Below are 19071 nucleotides of genomic sequence, written 5' to 3'. Positions count from 1 at the left end.
TTAACGCCCTGTGATCAATGAACTTGGATTGCGCTGGATCGCCTTGGCCAGATTGCTGACCGCATCGGCCGCTTCCTGGATGTCGCGCAGGGTGGACAGCGTTTCTGCGTTGAACCGCGACCGGTCGCCGTAGGTCGACAGCACCGCACCGGTCGATGTGACCAGCGTGCCGGCCTGCCGCGACAGTTCCGGCAGGGTGCGGGCCGCTTCCTCGATCGCTTGGGCCGCGTTGTTGGCCGACAGCAGTGCCGCGTTCACGTTTTCCACCGCACCGCCTTCGCGGATGTCGTTGAGGAACAGCTGCACCTCGTCCAGTGCCGACGACAGCGACGCGGGCAAGGCCTGCGCACTGGGTGTGCCGATCAGCGCGTCGATGCTGTTGAGGGTCTTTTCCGCAGCGGTCGCAAGGCTTTGCAGGTCCATCTGGGCCGCGTTCGCGGACAGCGTGTTCAGCTGTTCGGTGATCGCCGGCAGTTGCTGGGATGCGGTATCGATGCTTTCCGCCGCAGAGGCCGCCGCCGCGATGGCGTTGGTCAGCTGACCGCTGACATTTTCAGCGGTCAGGTCCGTCAGGATCTGGTTGGCACTGACGGCCACGTTGCGCAACTCGCCCGGTAAGGCCTGCACGTCGCCGCTCGCGATCAACCCGCGCGTCTGGTCCAGCAGCTGATTGAGCGAGACGGGGACCTGCTTGAGGTCCAGATTCTCGGCCAGGACCTGGATCGAATCGATTGCGTCAGTGGCTTGCGACAGCAGTGCCTCGACCTGCAGGGCGTTGACCTTGTCCAGCAGGGACTGGGCCGAGGCCGAGATCTCGCCCAGGTTCTTGGTGCCGTCCTCGACGTTGGCCACGGTGCGGGTCACGCTGCCCACCAGATCGGCGTTGCCGATCTGCGTGATGACACCGTTAACCTGGCCGAGGATCTTCTGGGCCTGCGCCACCACCGCGGCGATCTGGTCAGGCACGGCCTGAATGGCAGGCGAGCCGATCAGGCCCCGCGCATCCGACAGAAGGCCCGCGACCTGTTCCGGCGTCTGCATCACGCCGTCGGACCGGACCAGCGCATTGGCGCTGTCCATCAGATCGATGGCGGATGTCATGATTTCCTCGATGGGCAGGTTGTTGATGCGGTTCAGCACGCCCTGCGCCTGATCGGCCACGTCGGTGATATTGCTGACCGTCGTGGGAATGACCGGAAAGGGTTTGGCGTCGACGTTCAGGACAGCTTCTGGCGCATCAGCCACATCCACCAGTTCGACGACAAGCGAGCCCGACAGGATGTTGCCGGTCACCAGACGGGCGCGCAGGCCTTGGCCCACGAAGTCCGACAAAAGATCCAGCGCGTCCTGCGGTGTCGCATTCTCGCCCAGACCCAGACGGCCGGGTTCAATGGCGAGCACGGTGCGCAGTTCGACGCGGGTCTCGTTGGGGTCGTCGATCACGACGGCACCCAGTTCGGCAACCTGACCGACCCGCAGGCCCTGAAAGCGGACCTCGGAGCCGACGGACAAGCCGCTGACCGACCCGTCGAACAGGACGGCGACGTTCAGCTTGGGCCGGCCTGCATCGTTGAACAGGCTGTTCCGGGCGGTTTCCTCGTCGGTGAACAGATCGAAGACCTGCAGGTCCTTCATCGGCTCGCCGCCAGAGACGACGGTATCGAAGGCGACACCGCCTTCAAGCAGGGAGGCCAGCGATCCCACATTCAGCGACACGCCCGCGGCGCCCAGCGAGACGCTGAAGCCTGCGGTGTCCCAGAACCGGGTGTTGGTGGTGATCAGCTTGTCGTAGGGCGCGTTGATGAAGGCATTCACCAGCACGGTCAGGCCGTCTTCCTGCAACTCGGGAGAGCCCAGCACGCCGACCTCGATGCCCTGATGCAGAATGGGCGCCCCGGCGGAGAGGGCGCTGCCGTCGTTGGTGCGCAGCACGATCTCACTGCCGGCCTGATCGGCCAGCGTGATCGGCGCGGTTTCCGCCCCGATAAAAGAAGTCTGCGCGACCTGCGGGTCCTTATTCCAGTCGCCTTCGATGTAGACACCGGACAGCACCGTATCGAGGCCGCTGACACCGCGCAGGCCGACCTCTGGCCGGACGACCCAGAACTTGGCGTCCGCATCGAGGAAAGGCGCGATGTTCTTGTCGACGCGGGCGTAGACAAGAACCTCTTGCAGGTCGGGCGAAAACTCGATCCGTTCGACCTGACCCACATCGACGTCGCGGTACTTGATGGCGGTTTCGCCCGCGGTCACGCCACTGGCGTTGGCAAAGCTGATCTCGATCTCGACGCCGCGGTTGGCGAAGGACTGCCATGCGACCGTCACCGACACGATCAGTGCGAGGATCGGCACGATCCAGACGAAGGACAGGCGACGCCAGATGCTGGGCTTGGCCTGACGCACGTCGAGGTCGGCCGGGCCCTGGGAATTCTCGTCACTCATGAAGCGGTCCTGTCAGCATCCCAGATCAACCGGGGGTCAAAGGCCAGCGCCGACAGCATCGTGAAAACCACCGACAGGGCAAAACTCATCGCAGCCACGCCGGGATTGATCGTGGCAACCCCGCCCAACTGCACCAGAGCCGATAAAATTGCAACGACGAAGACGTCGATCATCGACCATCTGCCAATGAATTCCACGACATCGTAAAGCTTGTGCCGCTGGTGCATCTTCAGGATCTGACGGCGCTGCACGCTGATCGCCAGATAGGCGATGGCGATGAACTTGCCGATCGGGATCATCAGCGACGCGACGAAGACGATCAGTGCGATGCCGTAGTTGTGGTGTTCCACCAGCTGGATCGCACCGCCGAGGATCGTGGATTCGGAATGTTCGACCAGGGTGCTGGTGATCAGCATCGGGTAGATATTGGCGGGGATGAAGGCCACGATGCCCGCGATCAGCCAGGCCCACACCTTTTGCAGGCTTTGGGTGTCGCGACTTTCCAGCGGGCCGTGGCACCGCTTGCAGCGTACTGCACCGGCAGAGTGGACCTGACCGCAGCGGGTGCAGGCGACAAGTCCCACTTCGCGGGCGGTGATCAGGCGTTGAAGCCCGTGTCCAGTGCTTTCCAAATCGAATACCTGTTCATGATCTGATCGTTGGCGACGGTGATGACGACAAGGGCGACGAAAGCCCAGAAGGCGGGGCCCACGGTGACTGTGGCCAGACCTGCAACCTTGACCAGTGCCACGCTGACACCGACCATGAAGATCTCGGCCATGGCCCAGGGGCGCAGCTGTTCGGTCAGGGCAAAGGCCACGCGGGCGGACCGGTGCGGTCTCGCCCCCCGCACCAGCGGACCCAGCGCGTGGATCAGCGCCAGCAGGCGCACCACGGGCAGCACCACGATGAACAGCGCCACGGCGATAGCCAGCGGGATGCCCTTGCCGGAGCTGAAGGCCATGATCGCGTTGAACACCGAGGTCGCGTTGTGCTGTCCCTGCACGTCGAGGTCGAGGAACGGAAAGGCAATCGCCGCGACCATGAGCACCACACCGGCACTGGCGAAGCTGACCATGCGCACGATGGCCCGCGGTTCGGACGTCAGCAGCAGCACGCCGCAGCGCCGGCAATAGGCGCGCGACCCCTCCGGCAGCACACGCTCCATGTAAAGCGTGTCGCAATGCGGGCAGGCGAACATGTCGTCCAGCGGGGGCAGTGCGTCCGGGTCGATGGTCATGGTGCGAATGTCATGGCTTGCGGTCTTGACTTTATGCTGTGCGGGATAGCTGCTGCGAGGACGATTGGGTGAAGACTAGACGCAAGTTGCGGTCATGGCCACGCCCCCGGAGGATCAGATGACGACATATTCATTTCCCGCGCCAGATCAACCCGATCTGCCGATTGCCGGGTCCGGCGACCGGTTTCCGGTGCGCCGCATCTTTTGCGTGGGCCGCAACTACGAAGCGCACGCCGCCGAGATGGGCAATACGGTCGACCGGGCCGCACCCTTCTATTTCACCAAGTCCGCCCATGCGATCCTGCATTCGGGGCAGAACATGACCTATCCGCAGGGCACATCCGACCTGCACCACGAAATCGAACTGGTGGTCGCCATCGGCCCGTCTGTCGGTCTGACCGATGCGCCCGCGGGCGAGGTCGAGATATTCGGCTACGCAGTGGGGCTTGATATGACGCGCCGCGATCTGCAGGGCGCGGCCAAGGACGGGCGCAAGCCCTGGGACACCGGCAAGGATTTCGAACAATCCGCCATCATCGGCGCGATCACCCCCGCGGCGGATACGCTGCTGGACGCCGCTCAGATCCGGCTCGACGTGAACGGAGAGAAACGCCAGTCAGCGCCCCTGTCCGACATGGTCCATACGGTGGCAGAGATCATCGCCAACCTCTCGACCCTTTACCATCTGCGGTCGGGCGATCTGATCATGACGGGGACACCGGCGGGCGTGGGTGCGGTGCAGGTCGGCGACGTGCTGACCGGCAGCATCGACGGTCTGGAAGCGGTGAAGACGACTATCGTCGCCTGACCGATATGACGTGGACGGGCGTCCCGAGCAGGACGCCCGCCCTTGGGCTTCAGAAACCGGCCTTGATCAGCTCGAAGGTTTCGGCCTGACGTTCGCGCATCTCGTTGCTCATCGGCAGCTGCGCCAGCACGGGGGCGTCGATCGGCTCCAGTCCTGCGGCCTTCAGCTCGTCCTCGGTGATCTCGGATGTCAGCGCGGCCTTGTTGGACGTACCGAAACCGTTTTCCAGCAGCGGCATGGCCGACGACGGGGCCAGCATGGCGTTGATGTAGTCATAGGCCTTGTCCTCTGACCCCTGACCGTCCTTGAGGTTCACGTAACCGCACAGCCACAGCGAGGAGCCTTCCTTGGCGGTCCGCTGGAAGGCAAAGGGACGCTTTTCCGCGACCATGGTGGGGAACGTCTCGTTCCATGCCCAGCTGATCAGGATCTCGCCAGAGGCCATCAGCTGCGCCAGTTCCGCGGGATCGGTCCAGTAGGTGCGCAGGTTCGGATGCACTTCGCGCAGCCAGTTGGATGCGGCCTCGAACTGTGCGTCCGTGGCTTCGGTCCAGTTGTCGACGCCGGTGGCAAGATAGGCCAGCGCATAGGCATCGTCGACGTTGTCGGGCAGCGACATGCGACCCGTATACTTGGGGTTCTTGAAGACATCGAGAGAGGCGACATCCTCTGCGGGGACTTCGTCGGGGTTGTAGCCGATGGCGGTGGAGCCGAAGTCCGTCGGAATGAAATAGACGCCGTCGGAGGCCGATACGTCGGTGCCGGTCAGATTGGTGTCCAGATCGGCGTAGGCGTCGATCCTGGCGGTGTCCCATTCCTCCAGAATACCGCTTTCGGCCCACTTCGTGACCGAGCCTGCACAGATGTGCGCGACATCGGCCTGAAAGCCCGAGCGGATTTTCTGGAAGGCTTCATCCTCGTCACCGAAAAAGCTGAACGTCGGCTCGTCGCCGTTCTTTTCGAGGTAGGCGGTGTGATAGGCCGGTTCCTCGAATCCCGGATAATCCAGCACCAGAAGGCCGCTGTCCTGCGCAATGGCGGTGGTGGACATCAGCGCAAGGGCCGTGCCCGCAAGAAGGGTCTTCGTGTTCATCGTCAAGTACTCCCGTTTTGATCGCATCGGACCGAGGTTAGGGTGGGGTCCGGGGGGCTACAAGACCGAATTGGCCGCTGCGGCGCAGCGATGCCGGAAATGCCGTTTTTGCAGGCACCTTGGGCGGTTACGGGGTTTGCAGGGTCCGTGATTGTGTGCCAGCATGGTCCCGAGGATGACTGCAAGGGGGGATCACGGATGACGACGGCTGCCATGCGTCCTGCCCTGCGCACCGTGTCGTGGCTGCTGGTCTTCGCCGTGATCCTCGCCGCCTGGGTCGTGCTGTTCGCCATGGCCCGCATGAGCGGCGTGGACGTGCTGGGCCGCCCCATCGGCATGAACATGATGCCGATGACGACCTTCGGTGCTCTCTTTCCCATGTGGGCGGTCATGATGGCCGCCATGATGCTGCCGACCATGGTGCCGACGCTGGCCGACTACGAACGCCTGATGACCGCGGCGGACGGCACCCGCGCCGGCTGGGCGGGCGTGTTGCTGGGCTATTTCATCGCGTGGCTCGGATTTGCCGCAGTGATCGCGGCCGCACAGGTCGGGCTGATGGCGCTTGGATGGATCAATGGTCTGGGGGCCGCGACATCGGGCCTGCTGACGGCGGCCTTGCTGCTGGCCGTCGGCGCCTTCCAGTTCACCCGGACCAAGGCGGTCTGCCACGGTCGCTGTCACGCGCCCATGACATTTTTTCTGGTCCACTGGCGCGCCGGGGTCGGCGGTGGCCTCGACATGGGGTTGCGGCTGGGCGGCTATTGCGTCCTGTGTTGCTGGGGCTTCATGGCGCTTGGCTTTGTCGGGGGCGTCATGTCCCTGCTTTGGATGGGGCTGGCGACACTGTTCATGGTTTTTGAAAAACTGCCCGCCATCGGGCATCGTCTGATCAGACCGGCGGGCGGCGTCCTGATCGCCTCGGGTCTCGTTACCGCCTTATTGTCACTCGCTTGAAGGATCGCCGCATGGCCGACACGATGACTGCCAAAGCCCACCCGATGCGCCGCACCGCGACACCCACGGACTGGGCGATCAAGGGCGAGCTCTTTCTGAACTGTTCCTGCACCGTCTTTTGCCCCTGCGTGGTCAGCCTCGGTGCCTATCCTCCGACCGAAGGATACTGCCACGCCTGGATGGCGATCGCGATCGACGCGGGCCATTACGAGGGCGAGGATCTGGCGGGCCTGAATGTCGGCCTGCTGGTCGACATCCCCGGCCGCATGGCCGAAGGGAACTGGAAGGTCGCGGCCTACGTCGACGCGCGTGCGACGGACAAGGCCTATGACGGGTTGCTGCAGATCTTCTCGGGTCAGGCGGGCGGCACGACGGGGCTGTTCACGATGCTGGTGTCCGAGATCATCGGGGCCGAGCGCGAGACCGTCGAGATCGTGCGGGAAGGCAACAAGCGCAGCATCGTCATCGGTCGCAAGATCCAGGGCGCGATCGAGATGATGAAGGGTCTGGACGCGGATCATCCGGTCATGGTCAGCAACTCGAAATACTGGATGGGGCCGGACATCATCGCCGCCGCGGGGGTGAAATCCAAGGTCCGCGACTATGGCCGCGTCTGGGATTTCGGCGGCAAGTCCGCCGAGATCTGCCCGATCGACTGGAAGGGAGTCAAAGCGTGATCGACCGCGCCTACTGTCGCACGATGAGCCGCTATAATGCTTGGCAGAACAAGCTGTTGTGGGGCGTTCTTGAGGAGGTGGATGAAGTCGCGCTGCTGCGCGATCAGGGCCTGCCTCAGGGCTCTGTCCTGGGCACGCTGAACCACCTGCTCTGGCTGGATCAGATGTGGCTGTCGCGGCTGTTCAAGGTCAAGGCGCCGCCCAGCGACTTTGCGCGCGCGGCACAGGAAACGCCGTCGCCCGCCACGTGGTGGGCCGCGCGGTTCCGTGCGGACGGCGCGCTGCGGATGTGGGCGGATACCCTGTCCAGCGTCGATCTAACGGGCGACATCGCGTTCTATTCCCTCAGTAGCGAAAGCGACGTCATCGTGCCGCGTGCGACCTGCGTGATGCATATGTTCAACCAGCAGACCGACCAGTGCGCACGGGTGCGTCAGGTTCTGTCGCAAGCGGGACAGACGCTGCCGCCGACGGCGCTGTTCCTGATGCCGCGCGACTAGGACACCTTACGCAACCCCTTTGAAAGGCAGGCTTTCATGGCAAGCATTTCCCCCTCGCGCCGGGTGCGGCGCACCCCCTTTTCCGACGGTGTCGAGGCAGCGGGGGTCAAGGGCTATACCGTCTATAACCGGATGCTGCTGCCCACGGTGTTCCGGTCCGTGGTCGAGGATTATCACCATCTGAAACAGGCGGTGCAGGTTTGGGACGTCGCCTGCGAGCGCCAGATCGAGATCCGCGGCCCCGACGCCGGGCGGCTGATGCAGATGCTGACGCCGCGCGACCTGCGCGGGATGTTGCCCGGACAATGTTATTACGTCCCCATCGTGGACGAAACGGGCGGCATGCTGAACGATCCCGTGGCGCTGAAGCTCGCCGACGACCGCTGGTGGATTTCCATCGCCGACAGCGATCTGCTGCTTTGGGTCAAGGGGATCGTCTATGGCTTTCGCCTTGACGTGCTGGTCGACGAGCCTGACGTGCATCCTTTGGCGGTGCAGGGACCGAAGGCGGACGATCTGATGGCGCGGGTGTTCGGCGATCAGGTGCGCAACCTGCGCTTCTTCCGCTTTGGCTGGTTCGATTTTCAGGGCTCGGCGATGGTCGTCGCCCGGTCGGGCTATTCCAAGCAGGGCGGGTTCGAGATCTATTGTGATGGCACGGCCAACGGCATGCCGCTCTGGAATGCATTGATGGAGGCGGGCGCCGATCTGGACGTCCATGCCGGTTGCCCCAACCTGATCGAGCGGGTCGAGGGCGGACTCCTGTCCTACGGCAACGACATGACGCGCGACAACACGCCCCACGAGGCCGGTCTGGGGCGGTTCTGTTCCACCCAGACGGCGATCGGCTGCGTTGGGCGCGACGCGCTTTTGCGGGTCGCCAAGGAAGGTCCGCTGCAGCAGATCCGCGCCATTGCCATCGCGGGCGACGTGCCGCCCTGTGACCGGGGTTGGCCCATCATGGCGGGCGATCTGCGGGTCGGGCTGGTGACCTCGGCTGCGGCCTCGCCGGATTTCGGGACCGGTGTGGCCATCGGCATGGTGCGGATGACGCATTGGGATGCGGGGACGGTGTTGCAGGTGAAGACGCCGGATGGCATGCGTGAGGCCACCGTACAGGAGACATTCTGGATCTGAGGCGCTGCTGGCGGGGGCAGGAGCCTCCGGCGGGAGTATTTGGAAAAAAGCGAGGACCAGAGTCCCGCGCAAGGAGGACGTCATGTTCAATGCAATGATCGTGGAGAAGGGCGAGGACGGCAAGACCCATGCCGCAGTGCAGCAGATCGGCGAGGACCGCCTGCCGGCGGGCGAGGTGACCGTTGCCGTCGAGTATTCCACCGTGAACTATAAGGACGGCCTGTGCATCGGGCCAGGGGGTGGGCTGGTGCGGCATTATCCGCATGTGCCGGGCATCGACTTTGCGGGAACCGTCGCGGCGTCGGACGATGATCGCTACAAGGCTGGCGACAAGGTCGTGCTGACCGGATGGCGTGTGGGCGAGGCACATTGGGGCGGCTATGCGCAGAAGGCGCGGGTCAAGGCGGACTGGCTGGTGCCGCTGCCGGATGGGCTGACGACGCGTCAGGCGATGGCGGTGGGGACCGCCGGTTTCACCGCGATGCTTGCGGTCATGGCCCTGCAGGACCACGGGATCAAGGCGGGACCGGTGCTGGTCACCGGAGCCTCCGGTGGTGTGGGATCGGTGGCGACGGCCATTCTGGCGCATCTGGGCCACAAGGTGGCGGCCGTGACCGGCCGGCCGGAGAGCGCGGATTATCTGACGGAGCTTGGCGCGACCGAGATCGTGGCGCGGGATGAGTTGGCCGAGACAATCAAGAAGCCGCTGGAGGCCGAGCGCTGGGGGGGCTGCGTCGATGCGGTCGGCGGTACGATGCTGGCGCGGGTGCTGGGGCAGATGGAATACGGTGCCTCTGTCGCCGCCGTCGGACTGGCGGGGGGGGCGGGCCTGCCTGCGACGGTCATCCCGTTCCTGCTGCGCGGCGTGAACCTGCTGGGCATCGACAGCGTCATGCAGCCCTATGACAACCGCCTGCGGGCGTGGCAGCGGATTGCCACGGACCTGCCGATGGACAAGCTGGAGGCGATGGTCAGTACCGCGACCCTGTCCGACCTGCCGAAATTGGGGGCGGACATCCTGAAAGGGCAGGTGCGCGGGCGTGTCGTCGTAGACGTGAACGCCTGAGACACCCCGCCTTGGTGGAGGTGCCCTTATGTGACCCCGGTCGGCACAGGTTTGCCTGTCGGGGTCGCCGCCCTAGATCGTTTCATCAACCGAAACGACACGGGAGACTCGATCCGATGCCCATCAAGCCGCCATTGCGGACACTCGATATCGATACCGCCGACAGCGGCTTTTACGAAGGCTTCAACACCTACGTCACCTTGGGCGCCAAGATCGTGATCGTGCTGCTGATCATCTGGGCGGCGGTCTGGTCCGATCAGGCGGGGTCCACGCTGGGCGCGATCCGGTCCACGATCGACGCCAACACTGGCCCCTGGTACATGGCCGCTGTCGCGTTCTTTATCGTCACCTGCTTTGCGCTGGCGCTGTACCCCGGCACCGGCAGACTGATGCTGGGCAAACCGGGCCAGACACCGGAATTCGACAGATTTTCGTGGTTTTCCATGATGTTCGGCGCGGGCATCGGCATCGGCATGCTGACCTATGCCACGGCAGAGCCGCTCTATCACTTCGGCACCAACCCCGAGACCATTCAGGGGCTGGCCAGCGAAGGCGGCTCCGACAACGTGCGCAACGCGTTCAAATGGGCGTTTCTGCATTGGGGCCTGTCGGCCTGGGCCTGCTATGCCATCGTCGGGCTGGCGCTGGCGTTCTTTTCATACGCCCGCAGTCTGCCGCTGACGATCCGGTCGGGTCTGACGCCGCTGTTCGGCAAGACGCTGGAGGGGCCCTTGGGCCACGTCATCGACATCGTCTCGGTCGTGGCGACGATTTTGGGCGTCGCGGTCACCATCGGCTACGGCGTGTCCCAATTCGCATCGGGTGTGTTCAACGTGACCGGAGCGGCCTGGCTGATGAACGACGCAGGCTCGCCCACCGTCATCGCGATGCTGGCGGCGCTGGTCATCGTCATGGCCTGTTCGATCCTGTCGGCGCTGTCCGGTGTAGGGAACGGCATCAAGTGGCTGTCGAACCTGAACATGGGGCTGTCGTTCTTCATCCTCGCGTTCTTCCTGATCTTCGGGTCGACCGCCTTTGCCTTCAAGGCGCTGTTCGTGGGCATGTGGGATTACATCGTGGCGCTGCCGTGGATGTCGATCCACATGTTCAGCCGTGACGGCACCGGGGGCGACAGCGTCGCCAACCAGTTGGCCGACTGGCAGGGCAGCTGGACGATCTTCTACTGGGCGTGGTGGATCGCCTTCGCGCCCTTCGTCGGCCTGTTCCTCGCACGGATAAGCCGGGGCCGGTCGGTGCGGGAATACGTCTTGGGTGCCATGATCGTGCCGTCGGTCATGTGTTTCGTCTGGTTCGCGTTTGCCGGCGGCACAGCCATCGACCTGACGCTGAATGGCGGCGCCGGGGACCAGATCACCGGGGCGGGCATTTCCAGCCAGTTGTTCGCGATGATCAACTTCATGCTGACGCCGGTGCTGGCCAAGATCATGAGCGTGGTGATCGTGGTGCTGCTGCTGACCTATCTCGTGACCTCGGCGGACTCGGCCATTCTGATTATCAACACCATCGCCGCGGCGGGGGACGAGACCGACAAGGGCCGCATCCACATCGTCGTCTGGGGCTGCATCCTTGGACTGGTGATCGGTGCGCTGCTGGTGGCCGGGGGCCTTGATGCGATCAACACGGCGATGATCATCGGGGCATTGCCGTTCAGCGTGGTCATGGTCCTCATGTGCATTTCGCTGATCAAGGCGCTGTACCGCGATGCGCGGCGGCGTGCCGAATCCATGGCGCAGGCCACCGCAGCGCCCGCGGAATAATCCGGGCATAGTCCATTGAAAGACGGCCCCGGCAGGCAATGCCGGGGCCTTTTTTCGTTTCAGTGCAATACTTTGCAAGACAAGAGCCCGCTGTCGGTGGGAATTCGCCGCTGTTTGTGGTAAACGCGACGTGAATTGACAATTATAACAAAAAGGACGGGCGCATGAGCGACATGTCGAGCGAGGGGATACCGGCCCCTGACGGCAAGGCCGACCTGATCGATACCGACTACACGATCGGTCAGGACAATCTGGAAGGCAAGGTCGTGGGCCTTGGCTTTGACATCCACAATCCGGTGTTCGGCATTTCGGCGACCGCCGTTGTGGCGTTCGTCTTCTATACCCTCGCGCTGCCGGAACAATCCGGCGCGTTGTTCACTTGGCTGTTCGCCAGTGTCACCGAAGGCTTCGACTGGTTCTTTCTGACGGCGGCGAACATCTTCGTGCTGTTCTGCCTGTTTCTGATCGTGTCACCGCTGGGCCGCGTGCGCCTTGGCGGCAAGGCGGCGACGGCGGATTATACCTACCTCGGCTGGTTCTCGATGCTGTTTGCCGCCGGCATGGGCATCGGTCTGATGTTCTATGGCGTGTCAGAGCCGCTGACGCACTTCTCCACCGCCCTCGGCGGCACCACGGTCGAGGATGGTCTGCGCACCGACTGGGCCCCCCTGGGTGCCGCTGCAGGCAACGAGGCGGAGGCCATGCGCCTTGGTATGGCGGCGACGATCTTTCATTGGGGTCTGCACCCTTGGGCGATTTATGCGGTCGTGGGTCTGGCGCTGGCGCTGTTCAGCTATAACAAGGGCCTGCCGCTGACGATGCGGTCCGCCTTCTATCCGCTGCTGGGCGAACGTGTCTGGGGCTGGCCGGGTCACGTCATCGACATCCTCGCGGTCTTTGCGACACTCTTTGGCCTTGCGACATCGCTTGGCTTTGGGGCGACGCAGGCGAATGCGGGCTTGAACGAGGTCTTCGGCCTGCCGATTGGCAACACGACGGAAGTGTTGCTGATCACCGGCATTACCGCGATCGCGCTGATCTCGGTCCTGCGGGGACTTGATGGCGGGGTCAAGATCCTGTCGGAGATCAACATGGGGCTGGCCTTCCTGTTGCTGGCCTTCGTGCTGCTGGTGGGGCCGACGCTGGCAATCCTCGGCGTCTTCGGGTCCAGCCTGTTGGCCTATGTGGAGTATCTGCCGCAACTGGCCAATCCGATCGGTCGCGCGGACACGAACTTCGTCCAGGGCTGGACGTCCTTCTACTGGGCGTGGTGGATCAGCTGGTCACCCTTCGTCGGCATGTTCATCGCCCGCGTCAGCCGGGGCCGCACGGTGCGCGAGTTCATCACTTGCGTCCTGCTGATCCCAAGCCTTGTTTGCGTGCTGTGGATGAGCGTCTTTGGCGGCGTGGCGATCACCCAAGTCGTGCAGGATGGCTATACCCTCGCACAGGATGCGGAACTGCCGCGCCAGTTGTTCGTGATGCTGGACGCACTGCCATTGGCCACGATCACATCGCTGATCGGCGTCGTGCTGGTCATCGTGTTCTTCGTGACCTCGTCCGACTCCGGATCCCTGGTGATCGACACGATCACCGCGGGCGGCAAGATCGACGCCCCCGTGCCGCAGCGCGTCTTCTGGTGCCTGTTCGAAGGGGCGGTGGCCATCGTGCTGCTGCTGTCGGCGGGCGGATTGAAGTCGTTGCAGTCGATGGTGATCTCGACCGGGTTGCCGTTTACCGTGGTGCTGCTGGTTATGTGCGTCGCGATCTATCGCGGCTTGCAATCCGAACGCGCCAACACCTGATGCAAAATTGCGGGCGGCATGGATTTTGCCGCCCGCCCCCCGTTGATCCCCGCCGCCGCGCACTAAGTTTGGGGCATGAGCGATAAAACCCCCATCATCCTGTGGTTCCGGCGCGACCTGCGCCTTGGCGACCATCCCGCCCTGACCGAGGCCTGCAACGCGGGCCGTCCGGTCATTCCGCTGTTCATCCATGACGAGGTCGTGGACGGGCAGGGCGCCGCACCGCGCTTTCGACTGGGCCTGTCGGTCGCATCTCTGCGCGACAGCCTGACGGACAAGGCCTCGCGTTTGATCCTGCGTAAGGGCCGCGCGCTTGACGTGCTGCGCGAGGTCATCAAAGAGACGGGGGCCGGCGCCGTTTACTGGTCGCGGCTGTATGACCCCGATGCCAAGGCCCGCGACACCGCCGTCAAAGCTGCGCTGAAGGACGACGGTATCGACGCGCAAAGCTTTGCGGGCCATCTGCTGTTCGAACCCTGGACGGTCGAGACGCAGACGGGCGGCTTCTACAAGGTTTACACGCCGATGTGGAAATCCGTGCGGGACCGCGAGCTGCCGGCGACGCTCAGCACGCCGTCCCGTATCCCCGCACCGGGTAGCTGGCCTGCTAGCGACGATCTGGATGGTTGGCAGATGGGGGCCGACATGCAGCGGGGGCACGATGTCGTGCTGCCCCATTGTACTGTGGGAGAGTCAGCGGCCAGCCACCGGCTGGGCGCCTTCATTGCCCACCGGATCGAAGACTACAAAGCCGCGCGCGATATTCCGGGCGTCGACGGCACCTCCGGCCTGTCGGAAAACCTGACCTACGGAGAGATCAGCCCGCTGTCCTGCTGGCACGCCGGCTGGCGCGCCCTGCACGACGGCAAATCCGACTCCGAGACATTTCTGAAAGAGCTGGTCTGGCGCGAGTTCGCCTATCACCTTGTCCACCATACCCCCCGCATCACCACCGCTAACTGGCGCGAGGATTGGGATGCCTTTCCGTGGAAGACCGACGCGCGGCTGGCCGAGGTCAAGGCGTGGAAACAGGGGCGCACCGGTATCCGCTTTGTCGATGCGGCGATGCGCGAATTGCAGGTGACGGGGCGGATGCACAACCGGGGGCGGATGATCGTCGCCAGCTACCTGACCAAGCACCTGATGTGCCACTGGAAGATCGGGCTGGACTGGTTCGCCGACCAACTGATCGACTGGGACCCGGCGTCGAACGCCATGGGCTGGCAATGGTCGGCGGGGTCCGGTCCCGATGCCACGCCTTATTTCCGGGTGTTCAACCCGGTCACGCAGCTCGACAAGTTCGACAAGGACAGGGACTACGTCAGGGCGTGGCTGGCCGAGGAGTACAAGACCCCCTCGAAAACCGCGCTGTCGTTCTACGACGCGATCCCGCTGCGGTGGAACATGTCGCCAGAAGATGCATATCCCGACCCGGTCGTGACGGCCGACGAAGGCCGCAAGGCAGCCCTCGCAGCCTACGAGAACCGCGACTTCTAGGCCGCGTGCGCCTGCCGGAACGAGATCAGGCGGTTGCGTTCCGCGTCCCAGAGGTCGAGCGAGGCGCATTTCAGGCTCTGGCGCAGGGTCATGCGGCTGACCTCGACCAGCTCGCGGTGATCGCGCAGCACGTCTGGCAGGCGGTAGAACGGGATCCGGCTGTAGAGGTGATGGACGTGATGGATGCCGATATTGGCGGTCATCCAGCGCAGCACCAGCGGCAGGTCATAGTGCGAACTGCCGTGCAGCGCCGCCTCGTGCAGCTGCCAGTCCGGGTCCTGTTCCCACATCGTCGTCTCGAACTGGTGCTGGACATAGAACAGCCAGACCCCGGCCGAGGCCGCCACAAGCGTGGGCGGGAAGAAGACGAAGGCCAGCGCGGGCCAGCCGCCGAACCAGACGATCAACGTCAAGGCAGCGGCAATGGCGAGGTTCGTCACCATGGCGGACACCCAGTAACTGCGCCCGGCGGTCATCAGACCCAGCGGCAGGCGGTTCTGGACAAAAAACAGCCACGTCGGGCCAAGACCGAACATGACCAACGGATGACGATAGACCCGGTACATGAAGGCCTGAAACCGCGGCAAGGCCTGATATTCGGCCAAGGTCAGCGTATGCACGTCACCGATGCCGCGGCGGTCGAGGTTGCCCGCATGGCTATGGTGCAGCGCATGGGTGCGGCGCCAGACGTCGTAGGGCGTCAGCGTCACGATGCCCAGAACGCGGCCGGTCCAGTCGCTCAGGTGCCGGTTGTTGAAGAACGACCCGTGGCCGCAATCGTGCTGGATCGCGAACAGACGGACCAGAAATCCGCCGTTGACGATGCCCAGCGCCACGGCCAGCGTCCAGCTGACCTGCACAGCGAACCATGCGGCGACCCAAAGCGTCACGAAACCCAGCACTGTCACCCCCAGCTCGAACGCGCTGCGCAGGGTGTCGGGATCGCGATAGGCCGCCAGAATGCGCACCCAATCGCGCGCAGCAGGGGTTTCGGGCGGCAGGGAGGTCGTCCGTGACATGTTTTTCATACTGTCCGTTGGGGCAATGTGCCTGCGATAAACGAGATATGGTTGGAAACAAGTAAATTCGACGGCATGACGCGGATAAGAACGGACGCGCGACCTTCCGTCACGGTGCGGCACGGGGCGCAACTTTCTGGGTGTAACCGCGTGACTTCCCCACTTAAAACATTAAAAACGATTAAGACGTCCGCGCCAGAGACGTCAGAGGACAGACAGGACCACGCATGATTTTGACGACCACTGATGGCCAGACTGGCTTGCCGCGCTACTTTTCGGCGGTTTTCAAGATGATGGATGCGCTCAAGCGGGGGCGGATCGACGTGATCCTGCCGGACGGGCGTCATTTCCGCGCCGAAGGACGCGATGCGGGTCACGTGGCCGAAATCACGGTCCACAACCCGGACCTGTTTTCCCGCATCGTGCGCGAGGGGGACCTTGGTTTCTGCGACGCCTACCTTGACGGCTGGTGGTCGACCCCGGACCTGATGGCCTTCATGGACCTGATCCATGACGACGCGGAAGAGATCTATGACGGCTTTCCGGGCCAGTTCCTCGTCCGCACGTTCGAGCGGATCCGCTTCTGGCTGCAAAGCAATTCCAAGAAGCAGGCCCGCAAGAACATCGAATACCACTATGATCTGGGCAATGATTTCTACGCATTGTGGCTGGACGACACGATGACCTATTCCTCCGCCATCTTCGACAGCGGTCAGGAAAGCATGGAGAAGGCGCAGATCGCGAAATATGCCTCCATGGTCGATCAGATGGACGTGAAGCCCGGCGACCATGTGCTTGAAATCGGCTGCGGTTGGGGCGGTTTCGCCGAATATGCAGCGGCAGAGCGGGGGCTGCGCGTCACCTGCCTGACGATCAGCAAGGAACAGTTCAACTATGCCGTCGACCGCATTGAAAAGGCGGGACTTTCCGACATGGTCACGTTCAAGCTGCAGGATTACCGCGACGAGACCGGCACCTATGACGGCATCGCCAGCATCGAGATGTTCGAGGCCGTTGGAGAACAATACTGGCCGGTCTACTTCAAGACCGTGCGCGAGCGGCTGAAGCCCGGACGGAACGCCACGCTGCAGATCATCACCGTCGCCGACCGGCGGTGGGAGGTCTACAAGCGCGGGCCGGATTTCATCCAGAAATACATCTTTCCGGGCGGCATGCTGCCCAGCCCCGGCAAGCTGCGCGAGGTGATCGGCAAGAACGGCCTGTCCGTCGTGCGGTCCATCGAGTTCGGTCACAGCTATGACCAGACACTGCGCCGCTGGCACGAGACCTTCAATGCGCAATGGGACAAGGTCGCGGCCCTTGGCTTTGACGACCGCTTCCGGCGGATGTGGAACTTCTATCTGACCTCTTGTGCCGCGACCTTTGCCAGTGAAAACTGCGACGTGACACAGATCACGATTACGCGCGCCGCCTGAGGCGCGTCGAAGGGAGACGGATATGCCGACCATGGGGCGCCTTGCGGGGGCGATATTCTTCGGCATTGTGGGGGGCGTGCTGGCCTGGCTTCTGGTGCCCTTCTTCGAGGAGACGCGGACACCGAAACTCTGGTTTCCGCTTTGCGGTGTGGTCGGTGTGCTGATCGGCTGGATCTTCGTGGGGCCACGGACCGGGCAGGGCACGGGTGTCGCCATCGGCACCGGGCTGACGGGGGCCATCCTGGTGGCGTTCTGGGTGCTTTTTCTGCTGTCCGGATCTGACATGATCCGCGTGTCGATGCGGGGCCGTTTCGACGGACCGATGGATGCCGTCGTCGGCACCTTCGGCATCATGGCCGAATATGCGCAACAATTCTATGCGCCGGTCATTCTGGTCGCCCTGCTGGGCGGCGGGATTGTCGCGGGATTGCTGACAGATGCCTTTGGCAAGCGGTATCGGTAAATGGATGTCTTTGTTTGCGGGCCCTTGCAGGATGCAGGGCTGCGTCGCGCCGTTGCGGGCGACGCGGGCGATGTGACGCCCGCCACCTTGTCAGGCTATGCGGTGCTGTCCGTGGCGGATGACGCGCTGCCCCCGATCGTGGCGCAGGCAGGGGCCGCGGCACAGGGCCTGCTGTGGCGGAACCTGTCCGCTGACGCGGTCGCGCGGCTGACGCTTTACGAAAGCGCCTTTGACAGCCAGCGGGTGACGGTGAACGTCACGCTGGGTGACAGGGCAGAGGTCGCGGCGCAGATGTGGCAGACGCCCCACGATCTGTCCGCAGGCCCCGGCCACTGGTCGCTGCCGGACTGGCAGACGCGCTGCGCTGCCGTGTGGATCAGTGCAGCGCAAGAAATTTTTGGCGCGGCCGTGCGTCCTGATCCCGACAATTTGCGCTGGCAGTATCCGGTCATGCTCAAACGCGCATGGGCGCGGCATCTGGCGGCGACATCTGATCGCCCCGCGACCCTGCGCCATGCGGCCCGGCCGGGCGATGTCATCGTCAGTGCCCGGGCCGCCCCCTTGGGCCGATTCTTTCGCCTGCAGGGGTTCGAGGTCACGCATGCCCGCTTTGACGGCACGCGGCAGGGGCCGTTGCCGCGCGAGGTCATGGTCGGCGTCGATGCGGTGATGGTCATGCCCTACGATCCGGTCCGCGACCGGGTGGTGCTGGTCGAGCAGATTCGCATGGGGGTGCTGGAACGCGGCGACCCCAATCCGTGGATGCTGGAACCTGTGGCTGGCATGATCGACGCCTTCGAGACGCCGGAGCAGAGCGCGTTGCGCGAAACGCGCGAAGAGGCGGGTCTGGACGTGACCCTGCGGCACGTGACCTCGCACTACCCCTCGCCGGGGAATGCCACGGATTACTTTCACTGTTTCGTGGGGTTTTGCGATCTGCCTGATCTGCATCGCTACTCTGGCGGCTTGCCGGGCGAACATGAAGATCTGGCATTGCACGTGCTCACGCTGGATCGGGCGCTCTCTCTGGTCGCCACGGGCGAAATCGCCGTCGGTCCGGGAATCACGCTGCTCTATTGGCTGGCGCTGCACCGCGACGCCCTGCGGCTTGAGTTTGCAAGCGCCGCACCCTAGACAGATCGCAACACGCGCA

General features: G+C 63.9%; 17 protein-coding genes. 12 read left to right on the top strand and 5 right to left on the bottom strand.

Annotation, left to right across the window (positions count from 1 at the left end; all coding sequences use genetic code 11):
• From GLR48_RS16150 to GLR48_RS16140, 3 genes are read right to left on the bottom strand one after another with little or no spacing between them, the layout of a single operon-like run.
• The gene (locus GLR48_RS16150; protein WP_237062942.1) at positions 1-2442 is read right to left on the bottom strand and encodes a PqiB family protein; all 2442 of its coding nucleotides are present in this window, start codon (positions 2440-2442) and stop codon (positions 1-3) included.
• A complete protein-coding gene (locus GLR48_RS16145) occupies positions 2439-3074 on the bottom strand; it encodes a paraquat-inducible protein A (RefSeq protein ID WP_237062940.1) in 636 nt (211 codons plus the stop codon). The genes GLR48_RS16150 and GLR48_RS16145 overlap by 4 nt, the downstream gene beginning before the upstream one ends.
• Complete coding sequence (locus GLR48_RS16140) at positions 3041-3682, bottom strand: paraquat-inducible protein A (RefSeq protein WP_237062938.1); 642 nt, start codon at positions 3680-3682, stop codon at positions 3041-3043. Before GLR48_RS16140 ends, GLR48_RS16145 begins: the two co-directional genes overlap by 34 nt.
• Positions 3683-3800: 118 nt before the next feature.
• Here GLR48_RS16140 and GLR48_RS16135 point away from each other — a divergent pair, with 118 nt between their 5' ends.
• On the top strand, positions 3801-4490 hold the full coding sequence (locus tag GLR48_RS16135; RefSeq protein WP_237062936.1) for a fumarylacetoacetate hydrolase family protein: 690 nt from the start codon (positions 3801-3803) through the stop codon (positions 4488-4490).
• 49 nt (positions 4491-4539) lie between these two features.
• Here the strand turns inward: GLR48_RS16135 and GLR48_RS16130 are convergent, their stop codons facing one another.
• Positions 4540-5583 (bottom strand): extracellular solute-binding protein, encoded by a 1044-nt coding sequence (locus GLR48_RS16130; RefSeq protein WP_237062934.1) that lies wholly within the window; start codon positions 5581-5583, stop codon positions 4540-4542.
• Between the two features lie 198 nt (positions 5584-5781).
• On the opposite strand from GLR48_RS16130, the gene GLR48_RS16125 reads away from it, so the two are divergent.
• From GLR48_RS16125 to GLR48_RS16090, 8 genes are all read left to right on the top strand, one after another.
• Positions 5782-6540, top strand: a complete 759-nt coding sequence (locus GLR48_RS16125) for a DUF2182 domain-containing protein (RefSeq protein WP_442915807.1) — start codon at positions 5782-5784, stop codon at positions 6538-6540.
• A gap of 11 nt (positions 6541-6551) precedes the next feature.
• Positions 6552-7217: a DUF1326 domain-containing protein gene (locus GLR48_RS16120; RefSeq protein WP_237062930.1), complete on the top strand. Its 666-nt coding sequence runs from the start codon at positions 6552-6554 to the stop codon at positions 7215-7217.
• Positions 7214-7717, top strand: coding sequence for a DinB family protein (locus tag GLR48_RS16115; protein WP_237062929.1), 504 nt, complete (start codon positions 7214-7216; stop codon positions 7715-7717). Before GLR48_RS16120 ends, GLR48_RS16115 begins: the two co-directional genes overlap by 4 nt.
• Before the next feature lie 36 nt (positions 7718-7753).
• Positions 7754-8854: a dimethylsulfoniopropionate demethylase gene (locus GLR48_RS16110; protein WP_237062928.1), complete on the top strand. Its 1101-nt coding sequence runs from the start codon at positions 7754-7756 to the stop codon at positions 8852-8854.
• Positions 8855-8936: 82 nt separating this feature from the next.
• Positions 8937-9920, top strand: a complete 984-nt coding sequence (acuI, locus tag GLR48_RS16105; RefSeq protein ID WP_237062927.1) for an acryloyl-CoA reductase — start codon at positions 8937-8939, stop codon at positions 9918-9920.
• A 116-nt stretch (positions 9921-10036) separates the two neighbouring features.
• Positions 10037-11698: a BCCT family transporter gene (locus tag GLR48_RS16100; RefSeq protein WP_237062926.1), complete on the top strand. Its 1662-nt coding sequence runs from the start codon at positions 10037-10039 to the stop codon at positions 11696-11698.
• Between the two features lie 164 nt (positions 11699-11862).
• On the top strand, positions 11863-13503 hold the full coding sequence (locus GLR48_RS16095; protein WP_237062925.1) for a BCCT family transporter: 1641 nt from the start codon (positions 11863-11865) through the stop codon (positions 13501-13503).
• A gap of 75 nt (positions 13504-13578) precedes the next feature.
• Positions 13579-15000, top strand: a complete 1422-nt coding sequence (locus GLR48_RS16090; protein WP_237062924.1) for a cryptochrome/photolyase family protein — start codon at positions 13579-13581, stop codon at positions 14998-15000.
• Here GLR48_RS16090 and GLR48_RS16085 read toward each other — a convergent pair.
• Positions 14997-16028, bottom strand: coding sequence for a fatty acid desaturase (locus GLR48_RS16085; protein WP_442915806.1), 1032 nt, complete (start codon positions 16026-16028; stop codon positions 14997-14999). The genes GLR48_RS16090 and GLR48_RS16085 overlap by 4 nt on opposite strands.
• Before the next feature lie 218 nt (positions 16029-16246).
• Between GLR48_RS16085 and GLR48_RS16080 the strand changes: the two genes are divergently transcribed.
• Genes GLR48_RS16080 through GLR48_RS16070 form a run of 3 tightly spaced genes read left to right on the top strand, consistent with a single transcriptional unit; the run spans position 16247 to position 19052 of the window.
• Positions 16247-17455 (top strand): SAM-dependent methyltransferase, encoded by a 1209-nt coding sequence (locus tag GLR48_RS16080; protein WP_237062922.1) that lies wholly within the window; start codon positions 16247-16249, stop codon positions 17453-17455.
• Between the two features lie 22 nt (positions 17456-17477).
• On the top strand, positions 17478-17918 hold the full coding sequence (locus GLR48_RS16075; protein ID WP_237062921.1) for a TrgA family protein: 441 nt from the start codon (positions 17478-17480) through the stop codon (positions 17916-17918).
• Positions 17919-19052, top strand: coding sequence for an NUDIX domain-containing protein (locus GLR48_RS16070; protein WP_237062918.1), 1134 nt, complete (start codon positions 17919-17921; stop codon positions 19050-19052).
• Positions 19053-19071 lie beyond the last annotated feature (19 nt).

This window comes from Loktanella sp. M215 (genome assembly GCF_021735925.1).
Classification (GTDB): Bacteria; Pseudomonadota; Alphaproteobacteria; order Rhodobacterales; family Rhodobacteraceae; genus Loktanella.
This window is presented reverse-complemented; position numbering and strand designations above follow the sequence as displayed.